Consider the following 19061-nt stretch of genomic DNA (forward strand, 5'->3'; position numbering starts at 1 on the left):
CGACGGTCGGCCAGGTCGCGGCTCCGCACCGCTACGCGCGACGGTCGGCGGCGTGCCGCCCCGATACCGTCGCGAAGTCGTCGGCGACCATGGCGGCGAGCTCGAGGAAGGCCCGGCGGGTGGCCGGGCGGAGCAGGCCGAGGTCGATCTCGGCCCCCTCGGCGAGGTGCTCGTCGAACGGCACCACCTGCACGGCCCGGCACCGCGCGAGGAAGTGTCCCGTCACAGCCTCCATGTCGATGTTGGTGGCCCCGGGCCGGGCAGCGCTGATCACCACGACGGTGCGTTCGACGAGCGCCCCGAACCCGTGGTGCTGCAGCCAGTCGAGGGTCGCCGCGGCGCTCCGGGCCCCGTCGATCGCCGGGGACGCAACCAGCACGAGGGCGTGGGCGAGGGCGAGCACACCACGCATGGCCGAATGCATGATGCCCGTTCCGCAGTCGGTGAGGACGACGTTGTAGTACACCCGCAGGATCTCGACGACCCGACGGTAGTCGTCCTCGCTGAACGCCTCCGACACGGCCGGGTCGCGTTCACTCGCAAGTACCTCGAGGCGGCTCGGTGCCTGGGAAGTGTGCGCGCGGACGTCGGAGTAGCGGGAGATCCGCGGGGCCGCGGCGAGCAGGTCACGCACCGTGGACTCGGTCTGCTGAGGCACCCGCTGTGCGAGCGTGCCGAAGTCGGGATTCGCGTCGACCGCGATCACACAGTCTCCCCGCAACGAGGCGAACGTGGCGCCGAGCCCGACGGTGGTCGTCGTCTTCCCGACACCGCCCTTGAGGGAGAGCACGGCGATCCGGTAGTCGCCGCTGATCGGCTGCCGGACCCGGTCGACGAGCTCACGCCTGTGTGCCTCGTCGGCCGATTCGCCGGGCGCGAGGATTCCTCCGGTGAGCCGGTGCACGCTGCGCCGCCAGCCGGTCACCGGGGTGCGACGGGACCGCCGGACGAGCGCACCGGAGGTCAGGTCCAGGTTCGACGGCCGAGGCTCCGGCGCGTCGGGCTCCGACGAGAACTCTCGGGACGACGACGCGGATGTGATCGAACAAGGCTGCGCCGCATTATCTTCCGACATCTGCGGGGGTACCTCTTCGGGTTCCGAGCCGGACTCCGGCGAAGCCGGCACGGGCTCGGCGGGGCGACGCTCCGCCGGATCACTCGGCGGCACGGCCTCTTCCGGACCGTCGACGGTTGCCGGCCCGGTGGCCGCGGCTTCGGCTACCGGTGATTCGGCGACCGCCGGCTCGGTCGCCGCCGGCTCGGTGGCCGCCGGTTCGGGGATCGCGGGTTCGGCGACCGTCGATTCAGGAACCGCCGCCTCGGCGACCGGCGGTTCGGGCACGGAGTCGGGACGGCGTCGTGGTGGCATGCCGAACGGAACCGACGGCACCGGGGCCGGGAGGCGAACCGGCTCGGCCGCCGCCGGCGGCTGCACGGGCGGCTCGGCCTCGACGGGCGCCCCGACCGTCCGGTCGCTCCCCCGTCGCCTGCCCCGGCGACCGGTCGGCGCCGGGTCGGGCGTCGGCTCGTCCCGAAGCCAGGCAGGCAGAGCGTGCGTCGACTCGTCGTATGCCACTGATCCCCCCGGATTGCACAGCAGATGCGGCGGCGACCGTACCAAACCGCGTCGCGGCCGTCGCCGCGCGCAGGTCACGGCGCGGCCGTCGCCGCGTGCAGGTCACGCCCGCGGATGCGCCTGTTCGTGCGCCGCACGCAGCCGTGCTACCGAGACATGGGTGTAGAGCTGGGTCGTCGCCAGGCTCGAGTGCCCCAGCAGCTCCTGCACCACCCGCAGGTCGGCGCCCCCCTCGAGCAGGTGTGTTGCGGCGCTGTGCCGCAGCCCGTGCGGCGCAAGATCCGGGGCGCCGGGGACGGCGGCCACGGTCTCGTGGACCACGGTACGGACCTGGCGCGGGCCCAGCCGGCCGCCGCGTTTGCCGAGCAGCAGGGCGGGCCCCGCATCCGGGCGCGCGAGGGCGGGCCGCCCGGTGCGTAGCCACGCGTCGAGCGCGGCGGCCGCGGGCGCCCCGTACGGCGCGGTCCGTTCCCTGTTGCCCTTGCCGAGCACGCGCAGCGCCCTGCGCTCGGTGTCGACGTCGTCGACGTCGAGCCCGCACAGCTCACCGACCCGGATACCCGTCGCATACAGCAGTTCCAGCACGAGCCGATCCCGCAGCGCCACCGGCTCCATCTCGCGCGCACCGGCTTCCGCGGCGGTCATCACCTCACATGCCTGGTCGGCACGCAGTACCGGCGGGAGATTGCGATGGGTGCGGGCCGATGCCAGCCGCGCCGCGGGATCGTGGTCGAGCCGGCCCGTGCGAGCGAGCCACGCGCAGAAGGTGCGGGCGGAGGAGGTGCGCCGCGCCAGGGTCGTACGGGCGGCGCCACTCGCCACCTGGCCGGCGAGCCAGGAGCGGAGCACCTCGAGGGTGAGGTCGGCGATCCGCGCATCCGGGTGGCCGGCCTCGAGGTGGGCGAGGAGGGTGCGGATGTCGGTGGTGTATGCGCGGATCGTGTGGGCCGACCGGCCGCCCTGCAGGTCGAGGTGCTCGACGAACTCCTCGAGGTGCACGGCGAGGGGCGGCGGCAGCGCGGTGTCCATGGCCGTCACCGTGCGCCGTGGGCACCGCCCACGCAACCGAACACGCCGACCGAGGGCACACTAAGGTTAGTTCGTGAGTAAAACGATTCCGTTGCCGATGCTGTTCGGACTGGCATTGCTCTCCGCCACCGCGCCTCTGGCCACCGACATGTATCTGCCCGGACTGCCGGTCATGTCGGAGAGCCTCGGCACCAGCACGGTCGGTATCCAGCTCACTCTCACCACGTTCATGGCCGGCCTGGGTGTCGGGCAGCTGATCGTGGGCCCGCTCTCCGACGGGTGGGGCCGGCGCCGCCTGCTGCTGGCGGGCACCGTCGTCCTGGCCCTGAGCAGCGCCCTGTGCGCGACGGCACCGACGGTGGAGGTGCTCATCGCGGCACGATTGATCCAGGGCTTCAGCGGCGGCACGGGAATCGTGTTGGCGCGCGCGGTGATCGCGGACCGCGCCCGCGGCAACGAGGCCGCCCGCCTGTTCAGCATCATGATGATCATCGGCGGTGTGGCACCGATCGTCGCGCCCCTGCTGGGCGGCGTCCTCTTGGGGCCCATCGGCTGGCGTGGCATATTCTGGGTCCTGACGGGCCTGGCCGTGCTGATGATCGTCGCCGTGCTCACGGTCGTCCCGGAGACCCTGCCGCCCGAGCGACGCCACAGCGGGGGCCTGGAGACGCTCGCCCGCAACTTCGGCACGGTGATCGGAAACCGGCGGTTCGTGGGCTACGCCGCGACGTTCGCGCTCGGCTTCGGCGCCATGTTCTCGTACATCTCCGCGTCACCGTTCGTGGTCCAGGAGGTCCTGGGCATGACACCGGGACAGTTCTCCCTGATCTTCGCCGTCAACTCGGTGGGCCTCGTCGCAGGCAACATCGTCAACACCCGGCTCATCGGCCGCTTCGAGGTGCGGAACCTGTTGCGCTACGGCGTGACCCAGATGCTGGCCGCCGGGGTGCTGCTGGTGCTCGCGGTCCTGGTGGCCGACACGAACCGCTGGTTGGTGCTGCCGCTGCTGTTCCTCGTCGTCTCCAGCCTGGGCTTCGTCATGGGCAACGCGACGGCGCTGGCGCAGGGGCAGGTACCGAAGGCCGCGGGCACCGGTTCGGCGGTCATGGGCGCGTCCCAGTTCGGCCTGGCCGCCCTGGTGTCGCCGCTGGTCGGGCTCGGCGGGGAGGACACCGCGCTGCCGATGGCGCTGGCGATAGCGATCTCGGCCGCGCTGTCCATGACCGCGCTGCTCACCCTCACCCGCGAGCGCGCCTGAGCACCCTCACCGCGCCTCGACCGTCGCGAGTTCGCGCTTCCACTCCCGGAAGCCCTCCTCGCTGCGGCCGCGCCGCCAGTACCCGGAGATCGACGCGCGTGCCGCCGGAACCCCGCGGGTCTTGCGGATGTACGGCCGCAGGTGGTGCATGACGGTCTCCGCCTCGCCGTGGATGAACACGTGCGGATCTCCCGGAAGCCACTCGGCGCCGGTCACCGCGGCGACGAGCGGCGCGTTCGCGCCGGAGAGGTCCGACCCGACGGCCCCGGCGCCGGAGCCGCGGTGCAGCCAGGTGACCTCGACCCCGGCGGGCGCCGCGAGGTCGATTTCGTCGGCGGCGCCGGCGACCTCGAGGAACACCCGGCCCAGCGCGTCCGGCGCCAGGGCGTCGAGCGCCGCGGCGACGGCCGGTATCGCGGTCTCGTCACCGGCGAGCAGGTGCCAGTCGGCCTCCGGATCGGGGCGGTAGGCGCCGCCCGACCCGCGGACCACGACGGTCTGCCCCGGCCGGACGGACGCCGCCCAGGGTCCGGCGACACCGTGATCGCCGTGGACGACGAAGTCGATCGCGATCTGCCTGGCCCGCGGGTCCACGGCCCGCACCGTGTAGGTGCGCAGGACCGTCTCGCCGCCTGCGTCCAGCTCGAGTTTGACGTACGAGTCGGTGTACGGGCCGGGTTCGAACTCATCGAACCCGGGACCGCCGAGGTGGACCCGCACCAGGTGCGGGGTCAGGCGTTCGCTGCCCGTCACCGTCAGGGTCGTCGATCGCGGGGTCTTCGGGGCCACGCCCACCTCCGTATTTGCTCAGGCTTACCTAACTATTGCAGCCTACGCGTGCCGGCTGGCCGCAGCCACAGCACCGCCTCGCGGTGGCACCACCGGGATCGCCCGATCCGCCGAAATCGCGACGGAATTCCGCCATCGTTGCGGTATGCGAGAAACGATGAACACCGTCACGTCGCAGTACCTGACCAGCCTGGTCGGCGCCCTCGAGGACACGGACCGCCGGCGCGAGACGATCGGCGCACAGCTGGCCGAACTCGAGTACATCCTGCTCCAGACCGGGGAGACCGAGCTCGCGGCCCAGGTGACGAAGGTGCTCGGCGACAAGTACTACAAGCCCATCCTGTCCAAAGCCGAGGAGCTGCGCGGGCACGAGCAGTCCTGACCCTCACGCGCTGCGCGACCATCCGGCCCCCTCCCGCTGCACGTGTCCCTCCAGCTCGAGCAGCGGCAACGCCGCCCGCACCCGCTCCACGAGCAGCCCCGACGCCTCCGACAGCTGCTGCGCCGACACCGCCCCCACCGCCGGCAGGGCCTCGTACACGGCCGCCATGTCGCCCGAGAGCCCGTCGAGCGCACGCGCCCACCGCCCGTCGCCGTCGTCGCTCACGCCCATCGGGCCGATCTCCTCGACCACTTCGCGCGCGGTGCCCACCAGCCGTGCCTCCTGCTCCCGGATCATCCGATGACAGCCCTGCGACGCCGCCGACGTCACAGGCCCCGGAACCGCCAGCACCGGCCGCCCCAGCCGCCGCCCCCACGCCGCCGTGTTCCGCGCCCCGCTGCGCCACCCCGCCTCCACCACCAGCACACCTCCGCCGAGCCCGGCGACCAGCCGGTTGCGGGCCAGGAACCGGAACCGCGCCGGCACCGTCCCGGGCGGATACTCGCTGACCACCGCCCCGTGCTCGGCGATCTGCCGCAGCAACCCGGTGTGCGCCGCCGGATACGCCCGGTCCACCCCGCACGCGAGCACCGCCATGGTCGCGCCGCCGACCCCCAGCGCCGCCCGATGCGCCGCGGCATCGACCCCGAAGGCCGCCCCCGACAGCACCGCCCACCCGTCCATCGCCAGGTCCCCGGCGATCTCCGCGGTCACGTTCTCCCCGTAGCCGCTCGCCGCACGCGTGCCGACCACGGCGACGGACCGCTCGACCAGCTCGTCGATGCGCCGCCGACCCACCACCCACAACGCCACCGGCGCCGCGTCGGTGTCCGCGCCGTCGAGCCCGTCGAACGCCAGCAACTGCCACGCCGGCCACTCCGCGTCGTCCGGCGTCACCAACCGTCCACCCAGCCGCGCGACGAGTTCCAGATCCTGCGCCGCCGTGTCGAGATGGGCACGTGCGGCGGTGCGCCGGCGTAACGCGCCGCCGATCGAGCCGTCGCGCACGGCCGCGGCGACCGCCTCCGGGCCGTCAGCCTCGATCGCAGCATTCAGCATCCGCGACGCCCCCTGGGCGACCGTCGACAGATACGCCCACGCCAGCCGGCGCGCCTCCGCCGCGCTCACGCCGTCCCCCGATCCCGGAAATCCAGCGCCGCCGCCACCTGCACCTCACCCGGTGCGTCCAGTTCGGCCAGGTCCGCCAACGTCCAGGCGACGCGCAACGCCCGATCGGCCCCACGGGCGGTGATCGCCCCCTTCCGCAGCGCCCATTCGACCGGCTTGAGCGCCGCGGCGGGCAGGCGGAACTTCTGCCGGAGTGCAGGGCCGGGCACCTCGGCGTTGGTGCTCCATCCGTGCGCGCCCCACCGGTCCGCCGCCGCGGCCCGGGCGCGGGCCACCCGGGCGCGCACGTCCTCGGTGCTCTCGCCCGCCTCCCCCATCAGGGCGCCGGTGGCCACCGATTCCATCCGGACCCGCAGGTCCACCCGGTCCAGCAGCGGACCCGACAGCTTGCCCAGGTAGCGACGTCGGGCGGTGGGCGGGCACACGCAGTCCGCGTCGCGCGGCGGGGCACACGGGCACGGGTTGGCGGCGAGAATGAGCTGGAACCGCGCCGGATAGCGCGCGACGCCGTCGCGGCGGGCGATCCGCACCTCGCCGTCCTCGATCGGGGTCCGCAGCGCCTCGAGCGCCTTGGTGCCCATCTCGGCGACCTCGTCGAGGAACAGCACACCACGGTGTGCACGGCTGACCGCACCGGGTTTGGCCATGCCGCTGCCCCCACCGACGAGCGAGCTGACCGAGGCGGTGTGGTGCGGAGCGATGAACGGCGGGTCGGTGATGAGCGGCCGGTCCGCCGACAGGGTTCCGGCGACGGAGTGGATCGCGGTCACCTCGAGCGCCTGTTCCTCCGTCAGCTCCGGCAGCACCCCGGGAAGCCGCTGGGCGAGCATCGTCTTCCCGATGCCGGGTGGGCCGGTGAGCATCAGGTGGTGCGCGCCGGCGGCGGCGATCTCGATGGCCCGTCGCGCCTCGTGCTGACCGACCACCTCGCTCATGTCCGCCCGCCCCGGCCGCTCCCCCACCGGCCGGGGACCGGGCCGCTCGAGGGGGCCGTCTCCGCGCAGCCACAGCACCACCTCGGTGAGGGTGTCCGCCCCGTAGATGTCGATGCCGTCGACCAGCCCGGCCTCGGACATCGTGGAGGCCGGGACCACCACCCGCTCCCACCCGGCGCGTTTGGCGGACAGCACCGCCGGCAGTACCCCGCGCACCGACCGCACCCGGCCGTCGAGCGCCAGCTCTCCGAGCAGAACCGTCCGCGAAACCCCCTCGGGCGGAATCGACTTGGCAGCATTGAGCACCGCGCACGCCAGGGCGAGGTCGTAGACGCTGCCCACCTTCGGCAGCGTCGCCGGCGACAGGGCCAGTACCACCCGCGAATCCGGCCACTCACCACCGGAATTCGTCACCGCCGCGCGCACCCGATCCCGGGACTCCTGCAGCGCGGTGTCGGGCAGGCCCACCATCTTCACTCCCGGCAGGCCGCGGCCGATGTCGGCCTCGACTTCCACGACCTGCCCGTCCACCCCCGTGACGGCCACCGAGTACGCCTTCCCCAGCGCCATCACAGCACCTGCCGCCGGTGGGTGATCAAGGGTTCACCCCGCTGTGGGAGCAGCACCGTGACCACGTCGACCCGCACCCGCCGCCACCGTTGCTGCCGGCCGGACAACCACAACGCGGCCAGCCGGCGGATCCGGTCCGCCTTCACCGCGGTCACCGCCTCGGCGGGCGTGCCGTATCCGAGGCCGGTGCGGGTCTTGACCTCCACGAACACCACCGTGTCGCCGTCCTCGGCGATCAGATCGAGTTCCCCGTACCGGCTGCGCCAGTTCCGCGCGAGCACCACCATGCCCGCCGACTCGAGAAACTCGGCCGCCAGGTCCTCCCCCATCGCCCCCACCTGCTGATTGCGTCCCATCCCCGTCCCTCCCTGTGTGGCGACCACTGTGCGCCACGCGAAGGTCCTCCGCGGTCCGCACCGGGCCGGATCGCGAAATCTGTGGATGAACTCGCCGGGTGTGGACAACTTCGGCCGACGCGGATAGGGCCCGGAACGGCACGTGGCCGAATGTCACACCGCTTCGATCGGATCGAAGGAATGTGACATTCGGCCACGTGCCGGATGTAGGGGGCGCTACCCCAGCTTGTCGGGCAGGCGCAGGTCCGGCTTGTCGAGCTCTTCGATGTTGACGTCCTTGAAGGTGATGACCCGGACGTGTTTGACGAAGCGGGCGGGGCGGTACATGTCCCACACCCACGCATCGGACATGCGCACCTCGAAGTACACCTCGCCCCCGGAGTTGTGCGGCAGCAGTTCGACCGCGTTGGCGAGATAGAACCGTCGCTCGGTCTCCACGACGTACGCGAACTGACCGACGATGTCCCGGTACTCCCGGTACAGCGAGAGCTCCATCTCGGTTTCGTACTTCTCGAGATCCTCGGCACTCATCGGTCTCGGTGTCCTCCCGTTCTGGTGTGTTGATCCATCATCCCGCATCCGCCTCGTCGGAGCCGAATCGGCCGTGGCCGGGGTCGTCGCCGAGGAGGGCGGCAACGTTGGCGTACCGCAGCCGATGCTCCCGGCTGGGGCCGAGGTCCCGCAATGCCGCCATGTGCGCGGGGGTGCTGTAGCCCTTGTGGACGGCGAAGCCGTAGCCGGGCAGTTCGCCGTCGAGGTCGACCATGATCCGGTCCCGGGTGACCTTTGCGAGCACGCTCGCCGCCGCGATACAGGCCGCCGCGGCGTCGCCGCCGATGACCGGCAGTGACGGTGCCGGCAGGCCGGGCACCCGGAAGCCGTCGGTGAGGACGTACCCGGGCGCGACGGACAGCCGCATCACCGCACGGCGCATGCCCTCGATGTTGGCCACGTGCACGCCGATGCCGTCGATCTCGGCCGCCGGCACGATCACCACGCTCCACGCCACCGCGCGACGGCGGATGATCGGGAACAACTCCTCGCGGGTCTTCTCGGTGAGCCTCTTGGAGTCGTCGAGGCGCGCGAGCGACGGGTGCGGTTTGGGATCGAGGATGCAGGCGGCGACGACCAGCGGCCCGGCGCAGGCGCCGCGGCCCGCCTCGTCGACACCCGCGACCGGCCCGAGCCCGCACCGCACGAGCGTCGATTCCATGGTGCGCAGGCCCGCGGACCTGCGGATCACGGCACGCGGCGGCCACGACGTCACGGTTGCTGGATCTCCGGGGAATCGATGGTGCCCCACCGCGACGGCGGCAGGACGATGAACCGGGCCTTGCCGATCACGTTGTCGATCGGGATGGTGCCCTGGTTCTCGTCGGCGACGTGGTAGCGGGAGTCCGCGGAGTTGGAGCGGTTGTCGCCCATGACCCAGATGTGACCGTCCGGCACGGTGACCGGCCCGAAGCACCGGCCCGAGCGCACCTCGGTCTCGCAGGTGACCACGCCGGGTGTGAACGGGAAGTCCATCTCGATGTACGGCTCGTCGAGGGGCTTGCCGTCGACGAGGACGCGGCCCTGGTCGTCGCAGCATTCGACGGTCTGCCCGCCGACGGCGATCACACGCTTGACGAGGTCGTTCTCGTCGGGCGGGACGAGTCCGACGAGGGATCCGACCTCCTGCACGCCGCGGATCACGACGTTGTCGGAGCGGGTGGAGACGTAGCCGGTGGACCAGGAGTCGGGGCCACGGAAGACCACGACGTCGCCGGGCCGGGGGTCGCCGAAGCGATAGCCGATCTTCTCGACGACGATCCGGTCGCCGGTGCAGCCGGGGCAGCCGTGCAGCGTGGGTTCCATCGATTCCGAGGGGATGAGGTAGACCCGCGCGACGAAGGTCTGGAGCAGGAAGCTCAGCACAAGTGCGACGAGGATCAGGACGGGCAGTTCCCGCAGGAACGACTTCTCCTTCTTGTCCTGTTTCCGATCGCGTTCGGGCGTGTCGTCGGTGCTGCGCTGCTGCATCTCCGGCACGGCCGGGTCTCGCGATGAATCTGCCACCGAATCAGAGTAGCCCGGCCCGGAACGAATCCGGACCGGGCTACTCGGGGCCTGGCGGTCAGCGCGACGAGGTCAGCGCTTTTCCTTGATCTTGGCGGCCTTGCCACGCAGCTCACGCAGGTAGTACAGCTTGGCGCGACGCACGTCACCGCGGGTGACGACCTCGATCTTCGCGAGGTTGGGGCTGTGCACCGGGAAGGTCCGCTCGACGCCGACGCCGAACGACACCTTGCGCACGGTGAAGGTCTCGCGGATGCCACCGTTCTGGCGACGGATCACGACGCCCTTGAAGACCTGCACGCGCTCCTTGGAGCCCTCGATGACCTTCACGTGCACGTTCAGGGTGTCGCCGGCACGGAAGTCCGGAATGTCGTCGCGCAGGGACTTGGCGTCCAGGAAGTCCAGGGTGTTCATCGGTTGTCATCCTCGCTTGTTCGCATGAGCAGAGGAACCGAGCGGCATCCGCCGGAAGGCGGTGCTCGACTGGTTCGTGCCCAGGTCAGGTATGCGTGCCCGAGCCGGGCAACCCGTCAATTGTGCCAGACGGTGCCGGGGTGGCGGAAATCGGCGGGGGCGCGGCGTGCACCGTGCGGGCCAGTTCGGCTTCGGCGGCGACGCGGGAGTGCTCGACGGCCCCGTGCACGGTGTCCATCGTCGGTTTGCCCGCGACGAGGTCCTGTACGAAGATCTTCGCCCGGATCACCGGGCGCCGATAGCGCCTCTCGCGTTCGATCGCGCGGCGCATCTTGCGGACCTTGCCGCTGTAGCGCCACCGCGCCCAGGGGGCACCGGGCCGCGACAGGCGCACCGCACCGATCAGCAGCAGCGGGAAGACGAACAGGCCGATCAGGCCCGTCCAGATCTTGCCCTTGGCCAGCACGACCGCCGCGAGGGCGAGATTTGCGAGCGCGGAAAGGGCGATCAGCGTGCGGGTGACCCACGACGGGTCCTCCCGGAAGTTGGTGACGTCGGCGAATTCGAGGGGCTGCAGGCCGAGCAGCACCAGGCCGGTGACGGCGATCGCGACGAAGACCGCATCCACCGAGACGCGTCCCTCCTGCTCCCAGTACACGTCGTTGAGATAGAAGATCAGGGCGAACTCGTCGAGCACGAGCGCGGTCCCGATGCCGAAGAGCGTGGCCAGGGCGGCTCCGGTGGTCTGCGTGCCGTCCTCGTAGACCGCGATCAGGGACCCGCCCGCGATCACCATGGTGACCACGCCGAACACCACGTGGTGCACGTGGTGCCCGCCGGGGGTGACATTGCCGGGCCACCAGCGCACCTGGGCGCGGATCATGCGGACACTGAACCGGATGAAGAGGAACGCGAGGAGGAAGCCGAGCAGGAAGAACAGCAGCGGCAGCCGCCCGCGCTCGATGATCTCGCGCTGCAGCCACTCGGTCACCGCAGTCACCGCGTGATCGCCCTCGGAACGCCGTCGACGAGGCGGAGCGGGTCCTTCGGCGCGCGGCCGGTCGTCACCGTGGGCTGCATGCTCCCGAGGATGTCAGGAAGCGGGCCGCGCCGGTAGTCGGCGCGGCCCGGGGAGCATCTACTTGCCGAATCCGGCGCGCCGCAGCGCGTCCGCCATCGATCCGGCGGCGGGCGCGGCGTCCTGGCGACGGTCGCCGCGACGGCCGCCCTGCCCCTGTCCGCCCTGTCCCTGTCCGCCCTGCCGCTTCCCACCCTGCCGCTGGCCGCCGGGCCGGCGCCCGCCGCGGTCCTGCGGACCGCGCGGGTCGGCACCGCCGGCGGGGGCATCGGGGGCGGGGATCTCGTCGTCGAGGCGCAGCGTCAGGCTGATCCGCTGCCGGGGCACGTCCACGTCGAGCACCTTGACCTTGACCACCTCGCCGGACTTGACGACGTCGTGCGGGTCCTGGACGAAGCTGCGGGACATCGCGGACACGTGCACGAGGCCGTCCTGATGCACCCCGACGTCGACGAACGCGCCGAACGCCGCGACGTTGGTGACCACACCCTCGAGCACCATGCCGGGCTTCAGGTCGGCGACCTTTTCCACGCCGGCGGCGAACGTCGCGGTCTTGAACTCCGGGCGCGGGTCACGGCCCGGCTTCTCGAGCTCGGCGATGATGTCGGTGACGGTGGGCAGGCCGAAGCGGTCGTCGACGAACTCCGCCGGCCGCAGCCGGCGCAGCACCGCGGTGTTGCCGATGAGCTCGCGCACGTCGCCGCCGTTCCGTTCGACGATGCGCCGCACCACCGGGTACGCCTCGGGGTGCACGCTCGAGGTGTCGAGCGGGTCGTCGCCGTTGGGAATCCGCAGGAAGCCGGCGCACTGCTCGAACGCCTTCGGGCCGAGGCGCGGCACGTCCGTGAGGGCCTTGCGGGTGCGGAACGGGCCGTGCTGATCTCGATGGGCGACGATGCTCTCCGCGAGGGACGACGCGATGCCCGACACCCGGGCGAGCAACGGCACCGAGGCGGTGTTGACGTCCACGCCGACGGCGTTCACCGCGTCCTCGACGACCGCGCCGAGGGAGCGGGCGAGCATCGTCTCGGACACGTCGTGCTGGTACTGGCCGACGCCGATGGACTTGGGATCGATCTTGACGAGCTCGGCGAGCGGGTCCTGCAGGCGCCGGGCGATGGACACCGCACCGCGGATCGACACGTCGAGGTCCGGCAGTTCCTTCGACGCGTACGCCGACGCCGAGTACACGGACGCGCCGGCCTCGGACACCACGATCTTGGTGAGATTCGTGGCGCCGGACTTGGCGATCAGCTCGGTGGCGAGGGCGTCGGTTTCGCGGGAGGCGGTGCCGTTCCCGATCGCGATCAGTTCCACCCCGTGCTGCGCGACGAGCCGCGCGAGGGTGGCCAGGGCCTGGTCCCACTTGTTGTGCGGCTGGTGCGGGTAGATGGTGTCGTGCGCGACGACCTTACCGGTGGCGTCGACGACGGCGACCTTGGTGCCGGTGCGGAAGCCGGGGTCGAGTCCCATCGTCGGCCGGGTGCCGGCGGGGGCCGCGAGCAGCAGGTCGCGCAGGTTGGCGGCGAACACGTCGACGGCGTCCTTCTCGGCGGACTGCCGCAGCCGCATGCGGGTGTCGAGGGCCAGGGAGACCAGCAGCTTGGTGCGCCACGCCCAGCGGACGGTGTCGAGGAGCCACTTGTCGGCGGGCCGGCCCTCGTCGGCGATGCCGAAGCGGGCGGCGATGCGGCCTTCGAAGTAGGTGCGCTGCCCGGGCTCGGGTTCCTCGGCGTCCGGCTCGAGCGACAGGCTGAGCACCTCTTCCTTCTCGCCGCGCAGCACCGCGAGGATGCGGTGCGAGGGCAGGTCGGTGAAGGGCTCGGAGAAGCCGAAGTAGTCGGCGAACTTGGCGCCCTCGGTTTCCTTGCCGGGACGCACGGTGGACTTCAGCTGTCCGCGGGTCCACATCGCGTCACGCAGTTCGCCGACGAGGTCGGCGTCCTAGGCGAAGCGTTCGACGAGGATGGCGCGGGCGCCGTCGAGCTGTTCGGCGCTGTACTGCGCGGGATCGGTGGCGGGGTCGCCGATGAGGGCGTCGGCGACAGGCTCGTGGCCCGCCTCCCGCGCGATCTGCGCCTTGGTGCGCCGCTTCGGCTTGAACGGCAGGTAGATGTCCTCGAGCCGGGCCTTGGTGTCGGCGAGGAGGATCTGCGTGCGCAGCTCGTCGTCGAGCTTGCCCTGCGACTCGATGGATTCGAGCACCGCGGTGCGGCGCTCGTCGAGCTCTCGCAGGTATCGCAGGCGTTCCTCGAGCTGCCGGAGCTGGGCGTCGTCGAGCGCGCCGGTGACCTCCTTGCGGTAGCGCGCGATGAACGGCACCGTTGCGCCGCCGTCGAGCAGGTCGACCGCCGCGGCGACCTGACCTTCCCGGACGTCGAGTTCCTCGGCGATGCGCTGATTCACGGTCTTGAGAGCGGTCGTCACAGCGGTCGACCCTACCGTTATCCTTCCTCCGCCCTCGGTGACGCGCGTGGGCGCGCCCGCCTCCGAGGTGGACGGTGGGGCGAGTTCGCCCGACAATCGACTACAGGAGCGTGGGAATGTCCCGGGTGCGCGGCGGCCGCTGGGCGGTGCTGGCGCTGTCGTTGCTGACGGCAGCGACGGTGGGTGGGTGCGGCCCGGAGCCGGTCGTGTCGCCGGTCGCCCTGCCGGCCGCCGCCGTCGAGTCCCCGGGCCCGCTGGAACCGCTCGGTTCGCTGCCCGACCGGATGACGGCCGCGGCGGCGACCGCCGCCGGACGCGGCGCCGACGTGACGCTCGCCGCGCTCGATCGTCGGACCGGGCGCCGGGTCGTCGGGGGCGTCGACGTGCCGATCGAGACCGCGTCGGTGGCCAAGCTGTTCATCGCCGACGACCTGCTGTACCGGGCGGCGACCGGCGAATTGCCGCTCGGCGGCAGTGACTACGACCGGATCACCGCGATGCTCGAGTCGTCGGACGACTCGGCGGCGAACGACCTGTGGTTCCGGCACGGCGACTCGGAGATCGTCGAGCGCACCGCCGCGCGGCACGCGCTCACCGGCACCGTCGCGCCCGCGGACGGGCTGTGGTGGAACACCGTCACCACCGCGTCGGACCTGATCACCTGGTACGCGGACCTGCTCGACGGCACGGGCGGGCTGGACGAGTGGGGCCGCGCGACGATCGTCGGGCACCTGCGTGCCGCCGCTCCTGTCGGCACCGACGGGTACGACCAGCATTTCGGGTTGCCGGACGGGCTGGCCGACACGACGGGACTCGGCGTGAAGCAGGGCTGGATGTGCTGCCTCGACGGGCGCTGGATCCACCTGTCCACGGGGTTCGTCGGCGAGGACGAGCGGTATGTGCTGGTGGTGCTCGCCCGCGAACTCGTGCATTACGACGACGGCGACGACCGGTGGGCCGATCTGCCGGACACGGCACTGTTCGACGTGACCGGGGATGCGAGCGCGCAGCACGCGCGGGACACGGTCACCGAGGTGGTCCGCACGGTGTTCGGCGGCGCCGGCGCGCACTGACCGTGGTCGGTCAGTCGGCGAGCAGGTCGGGTCGGCGTTCGCGGGTGCGCTCGAGCGCCCGCTCCCGGCGCCATGCGGCGATCTTGGCGTGGTCCCCGGACAGCAGCACCGGCGGCACGTCGAGGCCGCGCCAGCTGACGGGGCGGGTGTAACTGGGCCCCTCGAGGAGGCCGTCGGAGAAGGAGTCCTCCTGGTGGGACTGCTGATTGCCGAGGACGCCGGGCAGCAGCCGCACGACGGCCTCGGTCATGACGAGGACGGCGACCTCGCCGCCGATGAGGACGTAGTCGCCGATGCTGACCTCTTCGACCCGGACCCGGCGGGCGGCGTCGTCGAAGACGCGCTGGTCGATGCCCTCGTAGCGGCCGCAGGCGAACACGATGCGCTTCTCGCCGGCCCAGCGCTGCGCGGTGGCCTGGTCGAACGGCACGCCGGCCGGGGTGGGGACGACGAGCAGCACGTCGGGGTCGGGTTCGCCGTCGGGGCCGGCGAGCACGTCGTCGAGGGCGGGCCCCCACACCGTGGGCTTCATGACCATGCCCGGTCCCCCGCCGTACGGGGAGTCGTCGACGGCCTTGTGCACGTCGTGGGTCCAGTCCCGCAGGTTGTGGATCCCGACGGAGACGAGGCCCTTGTCGATGGCCTTGCCGAGCAGCGCAACGCGCAGCGGCTCGAGGTATTCGGGGAAGATGGTGACGACGTCGAATCGCACGGGAGATTATGTCTCCGAGCCGAAGTCGGGGTCGAGCAGACCCTCCGGCGGATCGATCTCGATGACGCCGTCCGCGAGCGACACCGTCGGCACGATCGCGGTGACGAACGGGATCAGCAGTTCGCGCCGTTCGTCGCCGGCCGGACGGACGGCGAGCAGTTCGCCGGCGGCAGTGTGCAGCACCTCGCGAACGGTGCCGATCTCGGTGCCGGCGTCGGGCCGGCCCGCGACGATGCGTACGGCCAGGCCCTCGAGTTCGTGGTCGTAGAACTCGTCCGGGTCGTCGGACGGCGGCAGATCGGCGCTGTCGACGAGGAACAGGGTGCCGCGCAGGGCGTCGGCGGCCCTGCGGTCGGCGATCCCCCGCAGGCGCAGCAGAAGCCGCCCGGAGTGTTCCCGGGCGGCTTCCACCGTGTACGTCTGCAGGTTCTGCTCGCGGGGCTTGCGGCCGTGCAGCACGGCGCCGACGGCGAAGCGCTCCTCGGGTTCGTCGGTACGAACCTCGACGACCACCTCACCCTTGATGCCGTGCGACTTGGCGACACGGCCCACCACGAGCTCCACCGCGGCGCGCCTACTGGTCGGTGTCGACGACGTCGACGCGGATCCCGCGGCCACCGATACCGGAGACGAGGGTCCGCAGGGCGGTCGCGGTGCGGCCGCCGCGGCCGATGACCTTGCCGAGATCGTCGGGGTGCACGTGCACCTCGACGGTGCGCCCCCGACGGCCCGTGATCAGCTCGACACGCACGTCGTCGGGGTTGGCGACGATCCCACGGACGAGATGCTCGACGGCATCGGCGACAACGGTGCTCATTACTCGGCAGCCTCGGTGGACACGGAGGACTCCTCCGCGGTGTCTTCCTTGGCGGCCTTCTTCTTCTTGGGCGTGACGGCCTCGGCAGCCGGCGCGTTCTCGGCCTGCGCGAGGGCGGCCTGGAACAGCTCGAGCTTGGACGGCTTGGGCTCGGCCTTACGCAGGGTGCCCTCGGTGCCGGGGAGGCCCTTGTACTTCTGCCAGTCGCCGGTGATCTTGAGGAGGTTCTCGACCGGCTCGGTCGGCTGCGCACCGACTCCGAGCCAGTACTGGGCCCGCTCCGAGTCGATCTCGATCAGCGAGGGCTCTTCCTTCGGGTGGTACTTGCCGATGGTCTCGATGGCGCGGCCGTTGCGGCGGGTGCGCGAGTCGGCAACCACGATGCGGTACTGCGGGTTGCGGATCTTGCCGAGACGGGTGAGCTTGATCTTGACAGCCACTGCTGTGAATCTCCTTCGGCGCATGCGAAATACGCCTGTCACGTGCAATTCGGACGACGCGCCCTTCTGGCACGCCCGGTTTTGCCTCTATCCTGTGACCGCCGCGCGGTACGTAACCGGATGCGACGACAGCGATCTATTCTGCCAGATCCGCCCGCCGGGACGAAAACGGGAGGTCAGAGCAGAAACAGCAGGCTCAGCGCAGGCAGGGTGTTGTTGAGCGAGTGCGCCACCCAGGAGGAGAACACCGACCCGCCGCGCAGCCGCGCGAACCCCATCGCCGCTCCGCCCCACAACAGGACCGGCAGCCGCCACCACTCCTGATGCCACATGGCGAACACGACGGTGGTGATCGTCAGGACGCCGATCGGGCGTCCCCACCATCGCTCGGGCCGGCGTTCGAGCGCCCCCCAGAGCATGCCGCGGAACATCAGCTCCTCGCCGAGCGGGGCGCCGAACCACACCCAGGCCACGAGCAGCAGTTTCCACACCGTGGGCAACCCGACCAGGGCGGTGAGCGGGGAATCGGCGGCGTCGATGCCGAGGGCGACGACGAGGATAGCTGCCAGGATCAGCGCGCCGAGCAGCGCGATTCCCCCGCCGAGCAGGCCGATTCCGAGCTGGTTGCGGAACTCGGGCCACGACCGCGGCAGTCCGAAGTCGGCGACGGGTCCGCAGCCACGCCACACGCTGAACGCCACGGCCGCCGCCCCCGCGAGCAGGGTGGGGGCCATGATGGCGAGCACGTATGTCTCGGCGACGAAGCCCTCCCCGGCCAGGACCGGTCCCAGCGTGAAGCCGGCGAGGTTCACGGCCAGCACCACCAGCGCAGCCGGGATGCCCCACCGGTGCGCGGGCCGCGACGGCGCGGGCGGGGGCGGGGCCGCGGCGGTCTCCGGGTCGGGTGGCTCGGGGACGGTCATGCGAAGGCGGCGCGGCGGGTGACGACGGCACCCCGGAGCATCACCAGGCCCGGCCGGGCCAGCACGTCCGGCCCGGTCCGCGGATCCACCTCGTACACCGTCAGGTCGGCGGGGGCGCCCGGCTCGAGGCTCGGATGCCCCAGCCAGGCACGGGCCGTCCAGCTGGCGGCGCCGAGCGCCTCGGTCGGGGTCAGCCCCACCTTGCCGAGGGCGGCGACCTCGTCTGCGATGCGACCGTGCCGCACCGAGCCGCCGGCATCGGTGCCGGCGTAGATCGGGACCCCGGCGTCGTGGGCGGCGCCGACGGTGTCCGCGACACGGGCGTGCAGGTCCCGCATGTGCGCCGCATAGACCGGGAACCGGGTGGCCGAGTCGGCGATCTCCGGGAAGTTCTCGATGTTGACCAGGGTCGGCACGAGGACCGTGCCCTGCGCGGCCATGGTGGCGATGGTGTCGTCGGTCAGCCCGGTGCCGTGTTCGAGGCAGTCGATGCCGGCGGCGAGCAGGCCGGGCAGCGCGTCCTCCCCGAACACATGGGCGGTCACGCGCGCTCCCGCGCGGTGGGCCGCGGCGATCGCCTCGACGAGGATCCCGTCCGACCACAGCGGTGCGAGATCGCCGGTACCGCGGTCGATCCAGTCGCCGATGAGCTTGACCCAGCCGTCGCCCGCGCGGGCCTGGCGAACCACTTCGTCCGGCAGCTGCGATTCGTCTTCGAGGTCGACGGGCAGCCCGCGGATGTAGCGCTTGGGGGCGGCGATGTGCCGTCCCGCGCGCACGATCCGCGGCAGGTCGGCCCGCTCGTCGAGGTGCCGGGTGTCGACCGGGGATCCCGCGTCGCGCAGCAGCAGCACCCCGGCATCGCGCTCGGTGACGGCCTGCGCGATCAGCCCGTCCGAGTCCTCCGCGCCGCCGCCGAAGCGGATCCCGACGTGGCAGTGGGCGTCGACGAGACCGGGCAGGATCCAGCCCTCGGCGGTGAGCAGCTCGGCCCCGGGGATCGGCTCGGCGGCGAACGTGCCGTCGTCGCCGATCCACAGCTCGATCGGTTCGCCGTCCGGCAGGGACCGTCCGCGCAGGGTGAACGCCACGGCGG

The 19061-nt window shown here is 71.8% G+C and carries 20 protein-coding genes and 1 pseudogene; 3 read left to right on the forward strand and 18 right to left on the reverse strand.

Features of this window, described 5'->3' with window-relative positions; genetic code table 11:
* Positions 1–31: 31 nt before the first annotated feature.
* Positions 32–1435, reverse strand: a complete 1404-nt coding sequence (locus ACWPOB_RS19015) for a nucleotide-binding protein (RefSeq protein ID WP_455401814.1) — start codon at positions 1433–1435, stop codon at positions 32–34.
* A gap of 243 nt (positions 1436–1678) precedes the next feature.
* Positions 1679–2605 carry a tyrosine recombinase XerC gene (locus tag ACWPOB_RS19020; RefSeq protein WP_455401778.1) on the reverse strand — a complete coding sequence of 309 codons (927 nt, stop codon included), beginning with the start codon at positions 2603–2605 and terminating at the stop codon, positions 1679–1681.
* 97 nt (positions 2606–2702) lie between these two features.
* Between ACWPOB_RS19020 and ACWPOB_RS19025 the strand changes: the two genes are divergently transcribed.
* Positions 2703–3863, forward strand: coding sequence for a multidrug effflux MFS transporter (locus tag ACWPOB_RS19025; RefSeq protein ID WP_455401815.1), 1161 nt, complete (start codon positions 2703–2705; stop codon positions 3861–3863).
* Positions 3864–3869: 6 nt separating this feature from the next.
* On the opposite strand, the gene ACWPOB_RS19030 is transcribed toward ACWPOB_RS19025, so the two are convergent.
* A complete protein-coding gene (locus ACWPOB_RS19030; protein WP_455401779.1) occupies positions 3870–4652 on the reverse strand; it encodes a siderophore-interacting protein in 783 nt (260 codons plus the stop codon).
* A 145-nt stretch (positions 4653–4797) separates the two neighbouring features.
* Between ACWPOB_RS19030 and ACWPOB_RS19035 the strand changes: the two genes are divergently transcribed.
* On the forward strand, positions 4798–5034 hold the full coding sequence (locus tag ACWPOB_RS19035) for a hypothetical protein (RefSeq protein ID WP_455401780.1): 237 nt from the start codon (positions 4798–4800) through the stop codon (positions 5032–5034).
* Positions 5035–5037: 3 nt separating this feature from the next.
* Here ACWPOB_RS19035 and dprA read toward each other — a convergent pair whose 3' ends face one another.
* From dprA to ACWPOB_RS19080, 9 genes and pseudogenes are all read right to left on the reverse strand, one after another.
* Complete coding sequence (dprA, locus tag ACWPOB_RS19040) at positions 5038–6162, reverse strand: DNA-processing protein DprA (protein WP_455401781.1); 1125 nt, start codon at positions 6160–6162, stop codon at positions 5038–5040.
* Positions 6159–7667: a YifB family Mg chelatase-like AAA ATPase gene (locus ACWPOB_RS19045; protein ID WP_455401782.1), complete on the reverse strand. Its 1509-nt coding sequence runs from the start codon at positions 7665–7667 to the stop codon at positions 6159–6161. The genes dprA and ACWPOB_RS19045 overlap by 4 nt, the downstream gene beginning before the upstream one ends.
* The gene (locus ACWPOB_RS19050; protein WP_455401783.1) at positions 7667–8023 is read right to left on the reverse strand and encodes a YraN family protein; all 357 of its coding nucleotides are present in this window, start codon (positions 8021–8023) and stop codon (positions 7667–7669) included. The genes ACWPOB_RS19045 and ACWPOB_RS19050 overlap by 1 nt, the downstream gene beginning before the upstream one ends.
* A 216-nt stretch (positions 8024–8239) precedes the next feature.
* Complete coding sequence (locus ACWPOB_RS19055) at positions 8240–8554, reverse strand: DUF2469 domain-containing protein (protein WP_003939014.1); 315 nt, start codon at positions 8552–8554, stop codon at positions 8240–8242.
* Between the two features lie 37 nt (positions 8555–8591).
* Positions 8592–9290 carry a ribonuclease HII gene (locus tag ACWPOB_RS19060; RefSeq protein ID WP_100058188.1) on the reverse strand — a complete coding sequence of 233 codons (699 nt, stop codon included), beginning with the start codon at positions 9288–9290 and terminating at the stop codon, positions 8592–8594.
* Positions 9287–10045, reverse strand: coding sequence for a signal peptidase I (gene lepB, locus ACWPOB_RS19065; RefSeq protein WP_050036344.1), 759 nt, complete (start codon positions 10043–10045; stop codon positions 9287–9289). The genes ACWPOB_RS19060 and lepB overlap by 4 nt, the downstream gene beginning before the upstream one ends.
* Positions 10046–10153: 108 nt before the next feature.
* Positions 10154–10495 carry a 50S ribosomal protein L19 gene (gene rplS, locus ACWPOB_RS19070; RefSeq protein WP_003939017.1) on the reverse strand — a complete coding sequence of 114 codons (342 nt, stop codon included), beginning with the start codon at positions 10493–10495 and terminating at the stop codon, positions 10154–10156.
* 85 nt (positions 10496–10580) lie between these two features.
* The gene (locus tag ACWPOB_RS19075; RefSeq protein WP_006944315.1) at positions 10581–11486 is read right to left on the reverse strand and encodes a hypothetical protein; all 906 of its coding nucleotides are present in this window, start codon (positions 11484–11486) and stop codon (positions 10581–10583) included.
* Positions 11487–11633: 147 nt separating this feature from the next.
* A pseudogene (locus ACWPOB_RS19080) lies at positions 11634–14000 on the reverse strand (Tex family protein).
* A gap of 116 nt (positions 14001–14116) precedes the next feature.
* Between ACWPOB_RS19080 and ACWPOB_RS19085 the strand changes: the two are divergent.
* On the forward strand, positions 14117–15073 hold the full coding sequence (locus ACWPOB_RS19085; protein ID WP_455401784.1) for a hypothetical protein: 957 nt from the start codon (positions 14117–14119) through the stop codon (positions 15071–15073).
* Positions 15074–15083: 10 nt separating this feature from the next.
* On the opposite strand, the gene trmD is transcribed toward ACWPOB_RS19085, so the two are convergent.
* The 6 genes from trmD to ACWPOB_RS19115 all read right to left on the reverse strand — a co-directional run bounded on the left by trmD (position 15084) and on the right by ACWPOB_RS19115 (position 19056).
* A complete protein-coding gene (gene trmD, locus ACWPOB_RS19090) occupies positions 15084–15785 on the reverse strand; it encodes a tRNA (guanosine(37)-N1)-methyltransferase TrmD (RefSeq protein ID WP_455401785.1) in 702 nt (233 codons plus the stop codon).
* A 6-nt stretch (positions 15786–15791) separates the two neighbouring features.
* Positions 15792–16349 (reverse strand): ribosome maturation factor RimM, encoded by a 558-nt coding sequence (gene rimM, locus ACWPOB_RS19095; protein WP_455401786.1) that lies wholly within the window; start codon positions 16347–16349, stop codon positions 15792–15794.
* A gap of 10 nt (positions 16350–16359) precedes the next feature.
* Positions 16360–16602, reverse strand: coding sequence for an RNA-binding protein (locus ACWPOB_RS19100; protein ID WP_006933693.1), 243 nt, complete (start codon positions 16600–16602; stop codon positions 16360–16362).
* The gene (gene rpsP / locus ACWPOB_RS19105; RefSeq protein ID WP_006933690.1) at positions 16602–17042 is read right to left on the reverse strand and encodes a 30S ribosomal protein S16; all 441 of its coding nucleotides are present in this window, start codon (positions 17040–17042) and stop codon (positions 16602–16604) included. Before rpsP ends, ACWPOB_RS19100 begins: the two co-directional genes overlap by 1 nt.
* A gap of 176 nt (positions 17043–17218) precedes the next feature.
* Positions 17219–17965 (reverse strand): CPBP family intramembrane glutamic endopeptidase, encoded by a 747-nt coding sequence (locus ACWPOB_RS19110; RefSeq protein WP_455401787.1) that lies wholly within the window; start codon positions 17963–17965, stop codon positions 17219–17221.
* The gene (locus ACWPOB_RS19115; protein ID WP_455401788.1) at positions 17962–19056 is read right to left on the reverse strand and encodes an amidohydrolase family protein; all 1095 of its coding nucleotides are present in this window, start codon (positions 19054–19056) and stop codon (positions 17962–17964) included. Before ACWPOB_RS19115 ends, ACWPOB_RS19110 begins: the two co-directional genes overlap by 4 nt.
* Between the last annotated feature and the right edge of the window lie 5 nt (positions 19057–19061).

The sequence above is a fragment of the Rhodococcus sp. 2H158 genome, from assembly GCF_053764755.1.